This window comes from Paraflavitalea soli, from assembly GCF_003555545.1.
GTDB classification, from domain to species: Bacteria; Bacteroidota; Bacteroidia; order Chitinophagales; family Chitinophagaceae; genus Paraflavitalea; species Paraflavitalea soli.
In genome coordinates this window covers 7,126,953-7,145,555 of sequence record NZ_CP032157.1, presented here as the reverse complement: position 1 = coordinate 7,145,555, position 18,603 = coordinate 7,126,953, and the positions used below count along the sequence as shown (strand labels likewise).

The window sequence follows — 18,603 nt, the reverse complement described above, 5'->3', positions numbered from 1 at the left end:
AATTAGCAACCTGACGTATTAACTTTCAAATTATTAATAAAGATTATGGCTGAAGTGATCTTAATGCCCCGCCTGAGTGACACCATGACTGAAGGCGTGATTGCGGCCTGGCATAAAAAGGTAGGGGATACGGTAAAGAAAGGCGACCTGTTAGCAGAAGTTGAGACAGACAAAGCTACCATGGAACTGGAAAGTTATAAAGATGGCACCCTCTTACATATTGGTATCGATAAAGGCGGTAAACTGCAGGTGAATGACCTGCTGGCCATCATTGGCGCTCCCGGTGAAGATATTAGCTCCCTTGTATCCGGTGGAGGCAAAGCGGCCGCAAGCGCTGCTGCCCCTAAAGCTGAAGAGCCTGCCAAACCAGCTGCAGACAGCAAACCAGCTGCTGCCCCCGCTCCGGCTGCTGCCGCCACATCATCTGTTGACCTCGCCAACATGCAGGAAGTGATCCTGATGCCACGCCTGAGCGATACCATGACCGAAGGCGTTATAGCCGCCTGGCATAAGAAAGTGGGTGACCAGGTGAAGAAAGGCGACCTGCTGGCCGATGTGGAAACCGACAAGGCCACCATGGAACTCGAAAGCTACAAAGAAGGTAAATTATTATACATCGGTGCTCAGCAAGGTGATAAGGTTCCTGTAAATGCCCTGCTGTGTATCATTGGTGAAGAAGGTAAAGTAGACATCGATAAAATAGTAGCCGCTGCCAAAGGTGGTGGAACGCTTTCTACCCCAAGCAGCCAGCCTGCCCAGCAAGCTGCTGCCGCACAACCTGCTGCACAGGCAACTGCCGCTGCCGCGCAACCTGCCGCTTCTACAGAGAATGGTCGCGTAAAAGCCTCTCCGCTTGCTAAGAAAGTAGCCAGCGAAAAAGGCATCGACCTCTCACAGATACCCGGAAGCGGCGATGGTGGCCGTATTGTAAAGAAAGATGTAGATGACTTTAAGCCATCTGCTGCTCCTGCCGCCACTGCTGCCAAGCAAGGTGGTGCTGCCGCTCCGGCGCAACCTGCTGTAGCTGGTCAGGTAAGCTTTAACGATGTACCGGTTTCGCAAATGCGCAAGGTGATCGCCAAGCGCCTGTCGGAGGTTAAATTCTCTGCTCCTGAGTTTTACCTCACCATGGAGATCAACATGGACAAAGCAGTGGCCAGCCGTGGTAAAATGAACGAAGTATCTGCCAACAAAATATCATTCAACGACATGGTGCTGAAAGCATGCGCCGTGGCCTTGAAGAAACACCCGGCCATCAACAGCAGCTGGATGGGCGATAGCATCCGTGTAAACCACCATGTAAGCATTGGTGTAGCGGTAGCAGTAGAAGATGGATTGCTGGTACCCGTAGTACGGTTTGCCGACCTGAAATCCCTGTCGCAGATCGCCGGAGAAGTAAAGGACTTCGCACAGAGAGCCAAGAATAAGAAACTCCAACCAGCTGAGTGGGAAGGCAACACCTTCACCATTTCCAACCTGGGTATGTTTGGCATTGAAGAATTCACGGCGATCATCAACCCACCCGCTTCCTGTATCCTGGCCATTGGCGCTATCAACCAGGTGCCAGTAGTAAAAGATGGACAGATCGTTGTTGGCAACATTATGAAAGTGACCCTCACCTGTGACCACCGTGTAGTAGACGGCGCCACCGGTGCAGCCTTCCTGCAAACCCTGCAAGGTTTACTGGAAGAGCCACTGACGATGCTGGTATAAGAATCATTAGCTTATTGCTCTATAAGAAAAGGTCCCGCTGTTCACCAGCGGGACCTTTTTATTATAGGGTCCTGTATTCTTCTGTATTCTGTATTCTGAATTCTGTATTCTTCTACCTCACTTCCAGTAAAGCTACCTTCCCATCCATGGTGGAGGCTATGATATGTTTGCTGTCCAATACCCTTACCGTATTGACCATGGAGTTATCTATTTTATGTGCCCAGATGACCTTTTGTTGCGCCGGGTCGATGGCATAGACTATGCCGCTGCGCGTACCAAAGAAAACCTGTCCATCCTTTTCAATGAGCATGGAGGGAACATGTTCGTAACCAAACCCGGCGTTCATCACCCAGGCCGGGTGCTGCGCTTCGCGGCTGGAAGCATAAGCTACTATCGTATCCTGCATCGTTTTACCATATACCCATTTGCCATCCTGGGAAATACCGATGGACTCGCGTACCCGGGTCTCTTTATTGTTCCATAAGGTAGTGCCTGTTTGCGCATCGATAGCCGTAAACGTACGGTTGGGCGTTACTACATATACAACACCATTCGCCGCTACAGGAATGCAGGAAGCCGGCGAGAAATTGATCACGGCTGACCCAGGGTTCCATTTCCACAGTAGAGTCCCGTTTTGACGGTCTACAGCATACAGGTATGTATCCCAGGCGCCAAAGATGATCTTGCCCTCATACAATAGCGGCGTGCTTACCACAGGCCCGTTGAGCCCATCAAACTTCCAATGCAGCTTTCCATCATTCAGCCCGAGGGCAATAAAGGAATGGTCACTGCCGCCAATGAATACGGTGTCGCCTGCAATCAGCGGACAACCCAATACCGCCGCGCCGGTAGTATACATCCATAGCTGCTTGCCGTTGCTGGCATCCAGGCAATATACTTTACCATCACCCGACCCCAATACCACTTTGCCATCCTTTACGGCCGGCGAAGAAAAGATAGCCCCCCTGGTAGGGAATGACCATTGACGCTTTCCATTCTTCAATGACAGGGAAACCACTTCACCATTCTGGTTGCCAACAATCACCCCTTCTTTATATACTGCCGGTGTAGAGATCACATTGGCATCAGAGGCCATGGTCCAGGTAGCTTTTACCTGGGCATATTGTTTATTGACCCCATAATCGGGCCTGTCAAACTTTTTGGAAGGGGTACCATATTCATGTTTTTTCACCGCCACCTTTGTCCAGGGTTGCAAGGTTTCTACGCCGGGCCGGCGCTCTGTATAGATCACAGAATCCGGGCGTACATCCACCAGGTTATAACCTCCTACAGCCGCTTTTGCACGCAGGTTGGAACGGCCCATCACCCCGGGAATATCTTCGAAATTCAGCGCATGGTTATTATGACCATGGCCACATATAGCGAGGATAGTATTGTATTCCTTGAGGCGGTCGATCGCTTCGTACCAGTTATCGAGGCCGTTATCCAACGGATAGTGATTAGCAAAGATCACCGGTTGTTTCTTACCTGTTTTCTTCAATACCTCATCCAGCCATACTACTGCATTGCGGGGAATATGCCCGTCGCTCATACGCACATAGGGACCGGAAGCACAACCAATAAAACGAACACCATTATAATCAAACAGGAATTTATCGTATCCGAAAATGGTGGTAAAACTTACACCGCCACTTTCACTCCAACCGCTATCGTGGTTACCAGGAATGATATAGTATTTTACCTGCAGGCTATCGAAGAGTTCCTTGGCCAGTTTCAGCTGGCTATCGGTGCCCAGCTCGGTAATATCACCGGTGATGATCACAAAAGCCACATCTTTCATCGCATTGATATCACGTATCGTACGGCGCAGGTCTTCCTCTGCACCACCGTTGGGAGAACCGATATGCGTATCACTGATGTGCGCAAAGCGAAAGGGTTTGATCTGCGCAGGGAGCATGGCTGCCACACACAATAAGCAGCAAAGCAGGAGTGTCTTTTTCATGCAGGCAATTTAGTATTTTTTGTATGCCATCAATAGCTGCAACAACGTGAACAGGCAGTGCTTCACAATTAAATTTCTTTAATTGCCGGTTTGTGCCTGCACCGCTTTTCTTTTACTTCATTTACCGGCCACACTATGCAGAAATACCCGTTGGTAATGTATTCCGTATCTTGCGCCCTATCATGATCATCAAATCTGCCAAATACCTCATCAGCAGTCCGGATTTCCAGCAATGTCCCAAACCAGACAGACCGGAATATGCTTTCATTGGCCGCAGCAATGTGGGCAAGTCCTCACTCATCAATATGCTGGTGGATAACCAGAAGCTGGCCAAGACCTCGGGCACACCCGGCAAGACACAGCTTATCAACCATTTTGAAGTGGAAAGCCTGCCCGATAAGCATGTACCCGGTAAAACACAGACCACGCCCTGGTACCTGGTGGATCTGCCAGGGTATGGCTTTGCCAAAGTATCGCAGAGCCAGCGTAAGCAATGGGAGACCATGATCGAGAATTACCTGCGTAAGCGGGAGAACCTTGTTAATATTTTCGTGCTGATCGATAGCCGGCATGCACCCCAAAAGGTAGACCTTGATTTTATCAATCAACTGGGGGCCTGGGAACTGCCCTTTTGTATCGTATTTACCAAAGCCGATAAGGAATCACAGAAGGAAGTAAGCAAGAATGTAAAAGCATTCCTGGATGCTATGCGCAAGACCTGGCAATTCCTGCCTCAAAGTTTTGTAACGAGCGCTATCAAAAAAATGGGAAGAGATAAGATATTGCTGTTTATAGATCAGTGCAACACAGCCGTGAAAGAGCAAGACGCCAATTGATGGCTTTCCCGAATATTATAAGGTGACAAGGCCTTTAGCTGTGTGTACGTCACAACTTTACATTAAAAAACCCCCGACTGTAGCAGCGAGGGTTTTTAGTTAACTACCTTGTTGGCACAGCTACTGCTGGCAAAGGCTTCCGGTTTGGCCTTGAAGGCAAAGCCCATTCCCAGTATATACCCCATGGCCTCTTTCAACGCATCATTACTTTTGAAATGCGGGTTGGTATTAATATCGGCATGAACTTCCATGTCAACATCATACGCTGTAAAAAGATGGCAAAGTTCATAAGCAATTTCAATGCTTTTGGCTACCTCCACCAGCATACGCTCCTTAATAGAATATTGCAGTTTTGTCTTCTCGTTGTGAATGAACATGAAACCTCCATGTCCCTCCCGCAGGAAGACAATAACCGTAGCAAATTCAGTGTCGGAACCTTTTACCTGTGAGTCGGTACCAATGCAAACTTTGAGGTGATAGCCTTTGTCGCTTTCGCGTTTGATGGCTGCTTCCACAGCATCAAAAATGGGTAAGTCGAGCGGATCGCCGTTAAATTTTCTCCAGATCATATTGAAATGGGTTTTTCGAATTTACCGAAAAAGCACTGCTTTACCAAAAAGGCAGGGTGTTAATACATCGTTACCAATTAAAAGGAATGGGCTGTTCCGGCCAGCAGAACAACCCACATGCAGGGTAGGGATTTCGTGATTTAAACCAAAAAAGTACGGTTATCTCGTCCGCACAGGGTTATCTGTGCCGGATGTATAGTGATGGATTAATAAACAATAAAATGGGATGATGAGAACCTTGTAGTGTAAAGGTTTTTCATACACGTTATTAATTTAAACGATCAGGAATTGGATAGAAGGGTACGATCAAAACAATGGAATAGAATAGCAGGGTCAGAATCATAAACGACCGGGAGAAACAGTTATTTTATGGGCTCCTTAATTTTATTTTAATGCCCAACGCACCCGGTAAACGCCCGTGCATTGCCGACTGCTGATTGCCGGCTGCGGGGTTAAAACTGCCCCGTACTCAATAAAACGAGCGTACAGGCCTCCATAGGCTGTATCCCTTTTTCTTTAGCCAGTGTAGCCAGTTCTTCATTTTCGGCGCCGGGATTGAAGATAATGCGCTTAGGATGCAGGGAAAAGATATAGTCGTAGTACTCTTTTTGGTGAGCGGGATTCAGGTACAACGTCACGGTATCTACGGCTTCAACGGGCTTTTGTTCAGTTTCTACCTGTACATCTGCCACCTTGGCCTGCTTACGCCCGATAGCCACTACCGGATGGTTATTGGCCCGTAGCCTGTTAATTGCCAGGAAACTATAACGTTCCGGATTGTCTGATGCACCCAATACTACTGTCTTTTTAGCTGTGCCCATGCTGAATGCTTTATATTATAACGAATATAGCGGTTATTTGGTTTGATGTCGGCTGTCCTGCTGAGTCCGGCCCCAAGCTGTCTACTGCTCCCGGCCCCTTTTCCCTCGTTGCCTCTATGCCTTGTGCCTCGTTGCCTTTTTAGAACAAATGATATTTCTTCCTCGGCGTCTTACGCACAATATCCTGCAAGGCTTCATCGGCCTGTAAGTATTTAAACCGGAACCCCGACCTCAACAACCTGCCGGGCAATACCCAGCGGCTCTTCAGTACCAGCTCCGATTCTGTGCCTATCAATCCTGCCCCCAGCTCCAGCATCCAGGTAAAAGCGGGCAACCCAAACTTATGGCCGGTAGCCCTGCGCAAGGTGCGCATAAAATCAGTATTGGTGACCGGGTTAGGAGCTGCACAATTGTATACGCCTTCCGCTTCCGGGTGATCATAGCACCATTCCACTATCCGGCACAGGTCTTCTTCATGGATCCAACTGTACATTTGCCGGCCATTTCCCTGGTAGCCGCCCAGCCCTGCCTTCAGCAGGTTGAAGTAAGGCACCATCACGCCACCTGCTCCCAATGTAATGGCCGCCCGCAACGCCACCTTACGGGTAGCAGGTGTATGCTCCTCAAAAAAGGTTTGTTCCCACTGCTGGCAAATGCCAACCGAAAAGTCTTTGTTCAGCATTTGATAGGATGCTGAATTCTTTCCATGCAATAAGGTTGCCCTCGCCTTCTTCCACCGGTAACGCAGCCTGTCGAGGAATGAATAGGGCATGTTATCCTGCTTCAGGTCGCTGATCTCCCCATTCTCTTCTTCCTGTGGCCTGTCCATCGCATGACGGTAAATGGTAGCTGATGCAGCATTGATCCATAACTGCGGGGGATTTTTAGCGTGGCGTATGGCCTGACCAATAGCCTGGGTAGCATCTACCCTGCTCGCCAGCACTTCCTGTTTATTACGCTCATTGTACCGGCAATTCACCGATTTCCCCGCCAGGTTGATTACTACATCACAATCTTCTATATCATTGAGCCAATGTTGCTCTACGTGCTTGCCATCCCATCGCCAATAAGTTACATTATAACCATCGGAGGCTTTTAGCAAACGATTGGGATTGTTATTGTGGCCGTTGACCGATTGGCGGGTGAGGATGACCACATGGTTGTCTTTTCCAAAATACTGCGCCATTGCCTGACCGATAAAACCAGTACCTCCCGCAATGATTATTTTCTTGTTTTTCATATTTTCAGAAATAACTGAAATAATACGGTATAAAAAAGACCGGTTGCCCGGTTTATGATCTGTTGTTTTACCTGTCGCCTGCTCAACCTGGCAGTTTATCAGGATTGACAGCCTGTGCCATGATCAGCGACAGCTGTTGGGTTTCTCTAATACAGGTGATCAGGTAATACACGGCCATGATGGGCGAGAAGAACAAGAGCACAAACAACATGGTAATAATTCCATCTGCCGGAAGTGATACCACCAGGGCGAGGATCACGACGCCCAATGTATAGAGGTAGATCCTGCGCATGAGTGTTTTATAAGGCGGGTCGTAAAAAAAGTGCACGATCACACTGATCAGCTGCCAGCCGCCCACGAGGAAATAACCTGTAAAAAAGGTCATGTCGCTCAACATTTCACCCGACCAAAGTCCCATCATAAAACCCAACACAATCAATACGCCCTGGATAGCACAATCTATACTTTTGAATGATTTCATACAACCTGTTATTTAAAGAACTTCATCAGGCTACCTACAAACCAGTTCTCATCGGCCTTTACCAATACATCCAGCATCTTATCCGCCTTGTCGCCAAAACGTTTAATACCCTGCATCGTTTCCACAAACTGCTTCACTTCCTTATCTTTCTTATCGCCCTCTATAGCCGTCAACTGGTCCATCAGTTTCAGCATAGGATCAAGCTCCCGGCGCTTTCGCTCTTTGATGATGGTGGTGGCCACTTTCCAGATATCCTTCTCCGCTACAAAATATTCCCTGCGTTCACCCGGAATGCTGGTACGCTGTACCAGCGCCCAGTCTATCAGGTCCCTGATATTCATGTTCACATTGCCCCTGCTCACACTCAACTGCTCCATGATATCATCCTGGCTCAGCGGATCGGGACTTACCAGCAACAGGGCATGTATCTGCGCCATGGTGCGGTTAATACCCCAGTGCGTTCCAAAGGAACCCCAGGAGTCGATAAACTGATGTTTGGCTTCACTCAACTTCATAGACGATCGTTTCAGGTGTAAAGATACGCCCCATTTCTGAAGTTTCAAATATTATTGAAAATATAGAACCCATGGCCTTGTGCACCTACATGTTACTGCGTCCGGTACCTGATGGGTTGTATTTTGTAACTTTTCACCCTTCGGCCATCCTGTTCGGCAGGTATCCAGTTGGGAGAATCCTCCAATAGCCGGGCGCTTTCTTTGTCTAGTGAGCGGTCTATCGATTTGATGATCCATATATCCTGTACGGCCCCTACGGCACTCACTACAAAAGCCACCCGTACTTCTCCCTGTATCCCAGCTATTATAGCTTCGCGCGGGTAGCGAAGGTTCCTGTTGAGGTATTGTTGCCAGCCTTTCAGACCGCCCTCAAACTCCGATTCTACCTCTCCTGGCTTAGGTGATTTGTCTTTCCCTTCGGGCTCCTGTTCATGCTTCTTTTCACTGACTACTATCCCGTTCTCATATTCTCTCGACAGCAGCACTTTTCCTTTGTTATTGTAATAATACCAGGTGCCATTGCGTTGTCCATTTACATAAAACCCCGTAGAGTCTGCATATCCCTTTTCATCATAAAAGACAAAGCGGCCATGAGCTATTGTCTTCTTTCTGTCTTTAAAAGATTCTACCTTGTTTAGCGAACCAGCCGGTATATAATAATCCACCCGCCAGCAGGTGTCACTCACCTTGGTAGAATAATCTTTCAGGGAAACCTGACTATAGAGGTTGGTAATGGCCATTACCAAAAGAATGGTCAACAGCAGTTGTCGGGATCGCATAATGATGAATTGAGGGTGTTAGTGGCTACCCTGCTAAGGGGTTACCTGCAAGATGCAAAAAATAACCCTTTTTCACAATCAACCCAATAAAATTAATAAGGGGGAATCGTCAATAAGGCGGACAATCGTATTTGCGGTCCCGTTTGTGCTGACTGTCGCGGCCGGCCCGGATCACCAAAGCCAGGTAGCCGCCTCCGTTCTGCATACGATTTTTGGCAAACAGGGTGGCCCAGTTGTGGATGCCCAGCAACAGCGGTCCTGCTTTTACAGCCCCGCCTATCCGAAGTTGCTTTTCCGTATTGTACAATACCGGCATATAAAATCCCCAGTTGCGCGTTTCCCAACGGGGTGTCACCGCCAGCAGGTTGGTTTCCTTTACGTACAGGCGTTGGTCGCCCGCCAGGGGAGAAAGGTTGATGGACAGATCCGCATTGATATAAAAAGCATCAAATAAATACCTGTCTACATTGACCACCACCCGCATAGGATTGATCACATTGAAATTGCCCGCCAACCGGCCCATGCTGTTCACGATGGTAGCCAGGCTATCATTAAACCCGGCAATGCCGTGGATGTTGTTGAATTTTTTATCGAGGTCCATATCCGTTACCTCACCCCTGAATCCCCGCACGGTGCGGCTGTTGTTGCTATACTTGTATTGATTGAAGCCGATATCCAAGATAGCAATACCGATCTTCCAGTCGTAATCGTAGTAGCGTTCGGCAGGATCATTGAAATCGGCAATCACCATAGGTTTGATCAGGTATTCCACGCCCACATCAAAAGAAGCCCCGCCTTCGCTATTCCGCACAAAATCCTGCAGGTTTTGATTCGATCCCTTCTCCTTCTTCCAACCGTCTAAATTGGCAGAATAGCCATAGCGTGCGGCCGCATCTTTCAGTACATATTTTTCCTGTCCGTTCTCTATGATCCTTTCCACCTCCCCACTCACCAGTTTGGCATGTGCGCCCGACAGGCCGCGGGACACCCGTACGGTGATCCCTGCATTGAGGCGGCTGCGTTCATTGTCCACAATAGTTTGGGCATAGGTGCCAAACAATTCCAGCCAGCTGCTGCTTGTCAGGTCAGCACTATAATTGGTATTGCCCCCGTTCATGAGAAAGAAAGACCGGGCGCTTTTCATCGTATCCACAAAAGCATAGGGGCTGGTTTTGATATTTGAATAACTCCGGATATTAATGCCTCCGGCAATGGCTGCCCGGCGGCTGAGCGCAATGCGCGTATTGAGCAGGTTCACATTGGCATTGGCCTGCATAAAGCGGGCATAATAGCCTTTATCAAACTGGTATTCTGCTGTACCACCAAAAGACAGAAGGGAATAATTATGAAGCGTCACCGCATTGGTAGCCGGCTTTACCTGTACAGAAAGTATATCTATATCCCAGGCAAAAGGCGTATTCACAATAGAAGCAGGATTATTACCTACGCCTAAACTGCCTGCAAAGGAGGATCCGTTCACAGCATGATAATTCTGTGCAACGAGGGCCAACTGGACCATTAACAGCCCAGCCAAAAAAGGTAAGGTCTTGAACATGCTACTAAAAAAAGGTTGCTACTAAAAAGGTTTACCGTGCGTTTGCCTTATCAAAAAGGCAACGAACTTCGGAAAAGGTTTTACGGCGGTTATCAGGAAATTGGATAAAGATGCACTACCAAAAAAACGTTGGATCAATCGTCCTGTCTGTAAGCGGCGGCCAAATTGCTTTTCCCACTGCTGGGTGTATTGCAGCTCCATTTCATAGCGTGTAATCTGGCCTTTCATAAACTGGCTGATCTCCTCAAAGGCCAGCTTACTGCCATGTAAAGCCATGCTCATGCCATTGCCACAAAGCGGGGTGATCATACCAGCCGCATCACCAATCATCAATACATGGTTCTCTACCTGGTTTTTTCTATTAAAGGATATCCGGGAAATAGTGAGCGGTTCTGTATACAGGAACCGCGCATTGGAAAATATCTTTTCCAGGAATGGATTCTTTTGAAGGATATTTTTCTCCATCGCCTGGATATCATTGTGGCTTTTGCGCAGATTCCTGGCGGTGGTCAGATAGCAGAGGCAATATTTATTGTTCTCTATGCGCGATATACCACAATAACCATTCTCAAAATTATGTAATGCAATGAGATCTTCCGGAAAAAAGGTTTCAATGTGGTACTTTACCCCTACAAAATGGTTGAGCTTATTGGGTTTTACCTGGGTAAAAGGCCGCTTCCACTTGGCATCCAGGTTGCCCCTTTTTCCATAAGTGCCGGCGGCAATGGTCACTTCTGTTTCTCCCCGGGAAGAAAAGATAACAAAAGCATTATTCCGGTAAACCACATTGACCACTTTCGTTTCCTCCATCAGCACCACCCCTTCCCTGCGTGCGATATTGGCCAGCAGTTGATCGAGTGTATAGCGGCTAATGCCAAATCCCCCCAGAGGCAGGGCAGTTTCAATATATTTCCCATTGGGTGCACTCACCTGCAAGCGGTTGATGACCGGCAGCTGCATATCACTCAGGGGCACGCCCAGCTCTTCCAGGAAGTTCCAGCTCTCCAGGCTGATGTATTCGCCGCAAACCTTATGAAAAGGGTATTTTTCCCGCTCAAATACGATGGTACGATAGCCGGCCCGCACGCACTGAACAGACAGGGCTAACCCTGCCAATCCACCTCCTATGATGGCAATATCGTATTTGGGATCAAGACTCAACCAGCGCTATTGATGATGTGTTATTTTTTCAGATGAACTGCTATTGGGAGCTACGGGCTCGCCGCCCCTTCGAAGCAAGCGATTCACGATTGCCGATTGCCGATTGCCGTTCCACTACTACCAACCATCTGAACGCCCATTTCCATTCAACGGAAAAGGTAGTGATTCCTGCGCTATCAAAAAGTTGTTCCCAGTCATTTTTAACAAATCCTCTGGCAACAGACAAGGGGGCATCATTTTTTACGAGGTAACTTTTAGAGAATAACCGCGTAAGCCACTGAATAGAATAATAGGCCAGCGGATGCCGGTGCAGGTCATTGATAAAAAATCCCCGTTGTGCATGCCTGTACATCCATTGCAATTGCGTTATCAATTCCCGTTCCGGGAAATGATGACAGAACAAAGAAGAAAAGATAATATCCGGCTTGTGCTCCAGCTCCACATCCTTATAATCGGCCGTTATCCACGTGCAACCGCGCAGCTTTCTTTCCTGCGCCACTTTTATACAATCAGGATTTTTATCGATACCAATGAAAGATGCAGCCATCCCTTTTTTTTCACACCACTGCCGGATGGCTACCAGGTTATCGCCGCCACCACAACCTACCTCGCACACGGAAATGCTTTGCCGGCCCCCGGCCAGTTGCTTCAACCCTGCCAGGGTAATAGCATGGCCCCCCAGCCAGGTATTGATAAAATCAAGTTCCTGCATATTCCTCCGGATATCCGCAAACGGAATATCATCCCGGTCCAGCAATTCCTGCTGGTATGATCGATGGCGAAAATTCACAAACTTGAATGTATTATTTAAAAAGGCCCTATTACTTCTGCGTACGCACTTCAATGATCAGCGAGACCTATTCACGATTGCCGATTGACGATTGCCGGTTCACATACTCGCCACAAAGGTTTCCATCGTTAATCCCGGTCCAAAAGCCGCTCCGAATACCCGTTGTGTCGTTTCTTTTTGCGGAACAGCGGTCATTTGCAGCATCAGCTTTTTCAATACAAACAGTATGGTAGGAGAAGACATATTCCCGTAATTTCTCAACACATCGGCACAGATTTGCAGCTCATCATTTTTCAGGTGCAGACTTGCCGATACCGCTTCCAGTATCTTTTTACCACCGGGGTGGATGCACCAATGCGTTATTGCTTCCTGTGAAAGACCGGCCTGTTGCAAGGCCCTGCCGGTCAAAGCACCAAAATCCTCTCCTACCAGCTCGGGAATATAACTGCTCAATGTCATCAGGAATCCGGAAGAAGACAACTCCCACGACATATCCCCTTTCCCTTTTGGAATTATTTCTGAATAAAAATGATCGATCTGTAATCCTTTATGGGCATCATCGTTGTGTGTTACCAATACGGCCGCACTTCCATCGCCAAACAAAAGGCTGGAAGCAATATTATCCACCGAAGACTCCCGTTGAAAATGCAGGGTACAAAGCTCCGTACATACAATTAATACTTTAGCCCGCTTATCGGCCTGGCAAAGGGCATCGGCTATTTTGAGGGCATGAACAGCCGCATAACAACCCATGAAATTGACGGAACTGCGCCAGGCATTCCTGGGAAGCTCCAGCAGCTCGATCAATTGAAGGTCGAGCCCTGGTGCACTCATGCCTGTACAACTCACCGTGATCAGGTGGGTGATCTCCTCCTGTTTTACTTTTCCGTCCAGGCAATCCCGTACCGCATGGATGGATAAAGGAGCAGCATATTTATGGTACCAGGTCATTCGCTGTTCCAGGGAAGGAAAGGGCTCCAGGTTCTCCGTAGCAGGGTAGAATTTCCATTCAGCCGCTGACCGGCTATAATCGGGAACAACGGAATAGCGGGTATCTATAGCACTCTGGTGGTACAGGAACCGGATCTTACGCTTATCAGCTTCTGTAAGGGCATAAACGGCTTGCATAAATTGCATGATATCCTGCTGACGGTGTTTGAACGCCGGTACAGCTGTGCCAATGGAGATGATCTTACTCAAATAATTTCCAGGTTAATAAAATAAGGAAAGCAATATTGGTACAAACCGATGCCAACAGGTTCATACGCATGGTGTGGGTAAAATCGGCTACGTTTTCATCTTTCCATACGCCGCCTGCCCATTTAAAAAAATATACGAGAATGGGCAGCATACAAGTTGCCAATACCAGGAATTTTACAAATTCCCCTGTACTATAGAACAGGTAAGCCAGTAATCCCATGGCCAGGCTGTAGATGATGGCTGTAAAAATAAAAGTACCCCGGTATCCCAATGCTGCACTGATGGTGAGCACCCCATCCTTCTTATCGGCTTCATGCTGGTAAACCTGGGTAAGCGGATAAAATCCCCCGATGAGTAAACTGGCCGCTATCATTCCGGTTAACGGCACATCGGTCGTTTTGTTTACGCTGCAACCATGATAAACCATAAAAAAAGTAACGGCTCCCTGGAAAATGATCACCGTAAGATAACCCGCCAGCGGATACTGCTTCAACCGTATGCCCCGGTAACTATAAGCCCGGGAAGCCAGTATATAGGCAATAATGCAGGCAGTGAATAAATAGCCAATGAACAGGCTCAACAACATCGCCACAACATCCATGACCACACTTACCAGGAATAATTGCCGGGTGGGCTGCAGGGGATTTTTGATGCCCCCGATGCTCCCTTCATCCCGGTCCATATAGGAATTATAGCCATTGCTGGCGGGATAGACCAATACATGCAGGATGAAAAAGATGAGCAAGGCATGGGAAGCCTGTATAGCGGGCACCTGCCCCAGGGCAAAAAGGTATACGGGCAGCAGGAAAAAGGAAAAATGAAAGCGAAGTAATTGTATAGTAGAACGTTGTAGCAAGCTGTGGGAACTCATTTGTGCATTAAATATACCGATTCGGATTGGATAAAACTGGCTTACCCGCTGGCTGGCCGCTTTGGATCAGGTCCCTGTCCGCGCCGCCGCTGGTAGCCTCCATATTCGCTTCTCGTTTTGGGATAACCTGTAGATAAGCCGTATATAAGCTGTATATAAGCCGTAGATAAGCTGTCCTTTAAAGAGACGGCTTATCTACGGTTTATCAAAGGCTAGTGTTCAGGTTAATAGCAGGTTAATACCAAATGAGCTGTAAATATGAAGCGAATAAATCCCGATCCAAATACCCTGAACCTTTTGACCAGCCCTCGCGCGCTATACTGAAAACCAGCTGCTTTCCCCTAACTTTGCGCTCCATGTCCAATCATTCACATGATACCATAGTGCCCTTCGAGGGATCTGAGCAAAGCAAGAAAGAGCAGGTGGCCAGTATGTTTGACCAGATTGCGTTCCGGTACGATTTCATGAACCGCTTTCTTTCCGGCGGCATCGATGTGTACTGGCGCAAGCGGGCTATCAAAGAATTGGTAGATTTGAAGCCGCAGGAGGTACTGGATGTGGCTACGGGAACGGCCGATCTGGCGATCACCACCTGGAAATACCTGCAACCCCGGAAAATAATTGGCATAGATATTTCTGAGGGTATGCTCCAGCTGGGCAGGCAAAAGATTGCCAAGCTGTTGTTAAATAATCATATAGAATTAGAGAAGGGCGATAGCGAAGCAATAAATTTCCAGGACAATTCGTTTGATGCCATTACGGCCGCTTTCGGGGTCCGCAATTTTCAAAACCTGGAGAAAGGACTAAGTGAGATGTACAGGGTGTTAAAACCCGGTGGGAAACTGGTGATACTGGAGTTCTCAAAACCCCGAAAGATCTGGTTTAAAGGGCTTTATAATTTGTACATGAACATCGTAGCACCCCAGGCGGGGCGCTGGCTGACCAAGAATAAAGACGCGTATCAATATTTAAATAAATCAGTTAAAGCATTTCCTGAAGGCGAAACATTTTTACACATTTTACAACAAGTTGGGTTTTCGGACACTTCACTAAAAAGGTTGAGTTTAGGAATATGTACTATTTACTGCGGCAGAAAAAGAGCCAGTTGATACGCCTGGCATATGTGCTCACTTTATTGACGGCCTGCTCCCGCAGCTGGGCGCAGGAAATTGAGTTAAATCTTCCCAATCACGACGATAAGAAGTACTTTTTAGGCATTGCCCTGATTTATAATACTTCCCGCTTCAATGTTACCCACCACCCCAGCTTTTTACAGCAGGACAGTATACAGTCTATTGAATCGCAAGGAGCGGGTGGCTTCGGACTGGCAGGTATGCACACGTACCGGCTCTCCCCCCGTTTTGAAGTAAGGGCTATTTTCCCGCAATTACTGTTTTCGTATAAAAACCTCACTTATACCTTAAAAACGCCCGATCTCGCCAAAGAAGAGGCTAAAGTGATGACCAAAAGGGTGGAATCGATCCTGGTGGGAGTGCCCATTCACCTTAAGTTCAGGTCCGACAGGATCGGTAACTTCCGCGTATATATGTTTGGTGGGGCTAAGTTTGAATATGACCTCGCTTCCAATTCTACTGCCCGCCGCGCAGAGGGGCTGGTGAAATTGTCGAAGTATGACTTTGGCGTAGAAGCAGGCATCGGTTTTAGCTTTTACTTCCCCGTATTTATTCTCTCCCCGGAGATCAAATTCAGCAACGGGCTTATGAATACCCATTCCCGTGATCAGAACCTCAAATTTTCCAACACCATCGACAAGCTCAATTCGAAGATGATCCTATTCTCTTTAATTTTCGAAGGGTAAACAAAAAGCTATCGTTGGCCGTTAGGTCAGCAAAACGCTATGAGGATAATCGGAATTCGCTGAAATTAGGCTATCCACATAAATGTGAAAATAAGCACATATTATGCACAAAGCTTTGTTATGGATAATAAATTATATATCTTTATATCATCATAGGATAAGGTTTAATGGTTAATGTATTTTGATTAGTGCACCTCCCGCTAAAACGGGAGGTTTTTTTGTGCCTTCTATTAGCCTGCTCTTTTAGCTACCTTTAGCCTTCAATTTTTTATACTGTGTATCCAAGATTTCCCAGGGAGTTTGAAAATGCGCCTGCCAATGTAGTGACCTATCATTCGGGCAAGTCGGTGCTGGCCTTCTACAAGATCATGCAAATGGTGCCTAAAACGGAAGGCTTCCTAACAGAGCATACACTGGTCTTTATCATACGGGGTTCCAAAACGATCCACCTGGGCGACCAGGTGATTGCAGCCAAGGCCAATGAGCTGATCCTGCTTAAAAGGGGCGCCTACTTCATGTCTACCTTTTTAGCCGAAAAAGATGGCTTTTCGGCCCTCATGCTTTGCCTGGATGATCAGTTCCTGAAATCCTTTGTGGCCGAACATACTGATCTCCGGTCGGTCACCTCTTCTGCTGACCATGCCCGTATGCTGGTATCCTGCTCCCGTGAGATCCTCACGGTGCGTGACAGTGTATTGCAGTATATACAGCACCCGCATGAGAACACCTCCAAACTATTGCAGCTGAAACTGGAAGAGCTATTCCTGCTACTACTGGCCGGAGAATACAAAATACCTTTCCTGCATTTCCTGCAGCAGTTGTTTGATAAAAGCGATGATGCCCTGGAAATAACGATCAAGGCCAACCTGCTGAAGCCCTTTGCCCTGCAGGACTATGCTAAACTGTGCGGACTGAGCCTCTCCTCCTTTAAACGTGAGTTTGCCCGTATATTTAAAACAGCCCCCAAAGAATGGATCAACAATGAACGTCTCCTACATGCCAACCGACTATTGGAAACTACTCCTAAGAATGTAAACGAAGTAGCCTTCGAATGTGGATTCGAAAATGTATCCTATTTTATCAAATGCTACAAAGCCAGGTTTGGCTACACACCCAAAGAAGCTACCAGGTCTAAAACTGCTACTATTTGACCTGATTTTGCTATCACGACCGGGGCTCTCCTGAATAGTTTTGTAAAAATTATTTATGAGATCCATGCTATCATCAGGCTTATTCATCATTGGAACGCTTATTCTTTCTACTACTTCCCTTGCCCGGCAAAAGATCAATACAGGCACCTTTGTGCGTTATCCAGAAAGTGTAGTTACAGATGGCCAGTATTACTATATAGCAGATATTGGCCGGCAACTTACCCCTACGGAAAAGGATGGCGATGGGGTGATCTGGAAAATGGATAAAGCAGGCAGGCAGGTGGGCGACAGTGCTTTTGTAAATGGATTACATGCCCCTAAAGGAGCTGTTATCAACAACGGAATATTGTTTGTAACAGACATAGACCGGGTGTTGGGGTTTGATCTCCGCACGGGACAAAGAAAATATGAGATTGATTGCTGCAGTGCAGCAGGCTGCTTATTGCTCAATGACCTGGCTGTTAAAGACAAACAGACCCTGTTTGTATCGGCCATGGATATTAATAAGATATTCATCATCCACCTCACCGCCAAACCCCAGGTGGAGGAACTGGTGTTAACCAACCCCATTAAAGGCCCTAACGGACTGGCCTGGGATGTCCGGCAAAACAGGCTCTATGCCTGTAGCTTTGTCTTTGGAGATACTCCTGCCGGCGAATTGGGTTTCATTGATTTAAAGGCCTCTCCCAGGCAGTTTACCCGGATCATTGACCGTCGTGGACATTATGATGGCATAGCCATTGCAAACGATTCTATGGTAGTGGTATCGGATTGGGTGGCTTTTGAAAAAAAGGGATTGCTGCTTGCTGTGTACCCCACCACCCAACAAGTGGTGACCATCAACCAGGAGCCTATTGCAGGGCCTGCAGACTTTACCCTCACACCCCAGGGTGAGCTGATTGTTCCGGAAATGATGGGATCTGCTATCTTAAAATATCCGCTCACCAATAAAAAACAAGAGAAGGCCAGCCAGACAGCACCTGCTTTACAAAACAAGGAGAAAAAGAAGGCAGAACGAAAATGAAAAATTGGTCATATATCGCTTACTAAAGGGATTATGTAATAGCTGCTTTCTCTATTAACTTCGTGGCAGGAAACCGACTATCCCTGCCTAAAAAAACACCATATGCAACAAGCAT

The 18,603-nt window shown here is 47.4% G+C and carries 18 protein-coding genes; 6 read left to right on the top strand and 12 right to left on the bottom strand.

From position 1 onward, the window contains the following. Window positions 1-45 precede the first annotated feature (45 nt). The gene (locus D3H65_RS27555; protein ID WP_119053387.1) at window positions 46-1,713 is read left to right on the top strand and encodes a pyruvate dehydrogenase complex dihydrolipoamide acetyltransferase; all 1,668 of its coding nucleotides are present in this window, start codon (window positions 46-48) and stop codon (window positions 1,711-1,713) included. A gap of 112 nt (window positions 1,714-1,825) precedes the next feature. Here the strand turns inward: D3H65_RS27555 and D3H65_RS27550 are convergent, their stop codons facing one another. Continuing rightward, window positions 1,826-3,676 carry an outer membrane protein assembly factor BamB family protein gene (locus D3H65_RS27550; protein WP_119053386.1) on the bottom strand — a complete coding sequence of 617 codons (1,851 nt, stop codon included), beginning with the start codon at window positions 3,674-3,676 and terminating at the stop codon, window positions 1,826-1,828. 92 nt (window positions 3,677-3,768) lie between these two features. On the opposite strand from D3H65_RS27550, the gene yihA reads away from it, so the two are divergent. Then, window positions 3,769-4,512: a ribosome biogenesis GTP-binding protein YihA/YsxC gene (gene yihA / locus D3H65_RS27545; RefSeq protein ID WP_262707690.1), complete on the top strand. Its 744-nt coding sequence runs from the start codon at window positions 3,769-3,771 to the stop codon at window positions 4,510-4,512. 95 nt (window positions 4,513-4,607) lie between these two features. Here the strand turns inward: yihA and D3H65_RS27540 are convergent, their stop codons facing one another. The 11 genes from D3H65_RS27540 to D3H65_RS27490 form a co-directional block, all read right to left on the bottom strand. Next, the gene (locus tag D3H65_RS27540) at window positions 4,608-5,081 is read right to left on the bottom strand and encodes a ribonuclease H-like YkuK family protein (protein WP_119053385.1); all 474 of its coding nucleotides are present in this window, start codon (window positions 5,079-5,081) and stop codon (window positions 4,608-4,610) included. A gap of 452 nt (window positions 5,082-5,533) precedes the next feature. Next, window positions 5,534-5,902: a CoA-binding protein gene (locus tag D3H65_RS27535; RefSeq protein ID WP_119053384.1), complete on the bottom strand. Its 369-nt coding sequence runs from the start codon at window positions 5,900-5,902 to the stop codon at window positions 5,534-5,536. A gap of 139 nt (window positions 5,903-6,041) precedes the next feature. Further along, window positions 6,042-7,142, bottom strand: coding sequence for an epimerase (locus D3H65_RS27530; RefSeq protein WP_119053383.1), 1,101 nt, complete (start codon window positions 7,140-7,142; stop codon window positions 6,042-6,044). An 82-nt stretch (window positions 7,143-7,224) separates the two neighbouring features. Then, window positions 7,225-7,623, bottom strand: a complete 399-nt coding sequence (locus tag D3H65_RS27525; RefSeq protein ID WP_119053382.1) for a hypothetical protein — start codon at window positions 7,621-7,623, stop codon at window positions 7,225-7,227. 8 nt (window positions 7,624-7,631) lie between these two features. Continuing rightward, window positions 7,632-8,138, bottom strand: coding sequence for a GbsR/MarR family transcriptional regulator (locus D3H65_RS27520; RefSeq protein ID WP_119053381.1), 507 nt, complete (start codon window positions 8,136-8,138; stop codon window positions 7,632-7,634). Window positions 8,139-8,230: 92 nt separating this feature from the next. Then, the gene (locus D3H65_RS27515; RefSeq protein ID WP_119053380.1) at window positions 8,231-8,917 is read right to left on the bottom strand and encodes an energy transducer TonB; all 687 of its coding nucleotides are present in this window, start codon (window positions 8,915-8,917) and stop codon (window positions 8,231-8,233) included. 109 nt (window positions 8,918-9,026) lie between these two features. Next, window positions 9,027-10,472, bottom strand: coding sequence for a hypothetical protein (locus D3H65_RS27510; RefSeq protein WP_119053379.1), 1,446 nt, complete (start codon window positions 10,470-10,472; stop codon window positions 9,027-9,029). A gap of 21 nt (window positions 10,473-10,493) precedes the next feature. Then, window positions 10,494-11,633, bottom strand: coding sequence for an NAD(P)/FAD-dependent oxidoreductase (locus D3H65_RS27505; RefSeq protein WP_119053378.1), 1,140 nt, complete (start codon window positions 11,631-11,633; stop codon window positions 10,494-10,496). A 40-nt stretch (window positions 11,634-11,673) separates the two neighbouring features. Next, window positions 11,674-12,423: a methyltransferase domain-containing protein gene (locus D3H65_RS27500; protein ID WP_119053377.1), complete on the bottom strand. Its 750-nt coding sequence runs from the start codon at window positions 12,421-12,423 to the stop codon at window positions 11,674-11,676. 99 nt (window positions 12,424-12,522) lie between these two features. Further along, window positions 12,523-13,623 (bottom strand): type III polyketide synthase, encoded by a 1,101-nt coding sequence (locus D3H65_RS27495; protein WP_119053376.1) that lies wholly within the window; start codon window positions 13,621-13,623, stop codon window positions 12,523-12,525. Next, window positions 13,616-14,494 carry a UbiA family prenyltransferase gene (locus D3H65_RS27490; RefSeq protein WP_119053375.1) on the bottom strand — a complete coding sequence of 293 codons (879 nt, stop codon included), beginning with the start codon at window positions 14,492-14,494 and terminating at the stop codon, window positions 13,616-13,618. Before D3H65_RS27490 ends, D3H65_RS27495 begins: the two co-directional genes overlap by 8 nt. Window positions 14,495-14,850: 356 nt before the next feature. Between D3H65_RS27490 and ubiE the strand changes: the two genes are divergently transcribed. The 4 genes from ubiE (at window position 14,851) to D3H65_RS27470 (ending at window position 18,488) form a co-directional block, all read left to right on the top strand. Further along, a complete protein-coding gene (gene ubiE, locus D3H65_RS27485) occupies window positions 14,851-15,603 on the top strand; it encodes a bifunctional demethylmenaquinone methyltransferase/2-methoxy-6-polyprenyl-1,4-benzoquinol methylase UbiE (protein ID WP_119054680.1) in 753 nt (250 codons plus the stop codon). Continuing rightward, a complete protein-coding gene (porT, locus tag D3H65_RS27480; RefSeq protein ID WP_119053374.1) occupies window positions 15,567-16,313 on the top strand; it encodes a type IX secretion/gliding motility protein PorT/SprT in 747 nt (248 codons plus the stop codon). The genes ubiE and porT overlap by 37 nt, the downstream gene beginning before the upstream one ends. A gap of 275 nt (window positions 16,314-16,588) precedes the next feature. Next, window positions 16,589-17,464 carry a helix-turn-helix transcriptional regulator gene (locus D3H65_RS27475; RefSeq protein WP_119053373.1) on the top strand — a complete coding sequence of 292 codons (876 nt, stop codon included), beginning with the start codon at window positions 16,589-16,591 and terminating at the stop codon, window positions 17,462-17,464. A 55-nt stretch (window positions 17,465-17,519) separates the two neighbouring features. Further along, window positions 17,520-18,488 (top strand): SMP-30/gluconolactonase/LRE family protein, encoded by a 969-nt coding sequence (locus tag D3H65_RS27470; RefSeq protein WP_119053372.1) that lies wholly within the window; start codon window positions 17,520-17,522, stop codon window positions 18,486-18,488. Window positions 18,489-18,603 lie beyond the last annotated feature (115 nt).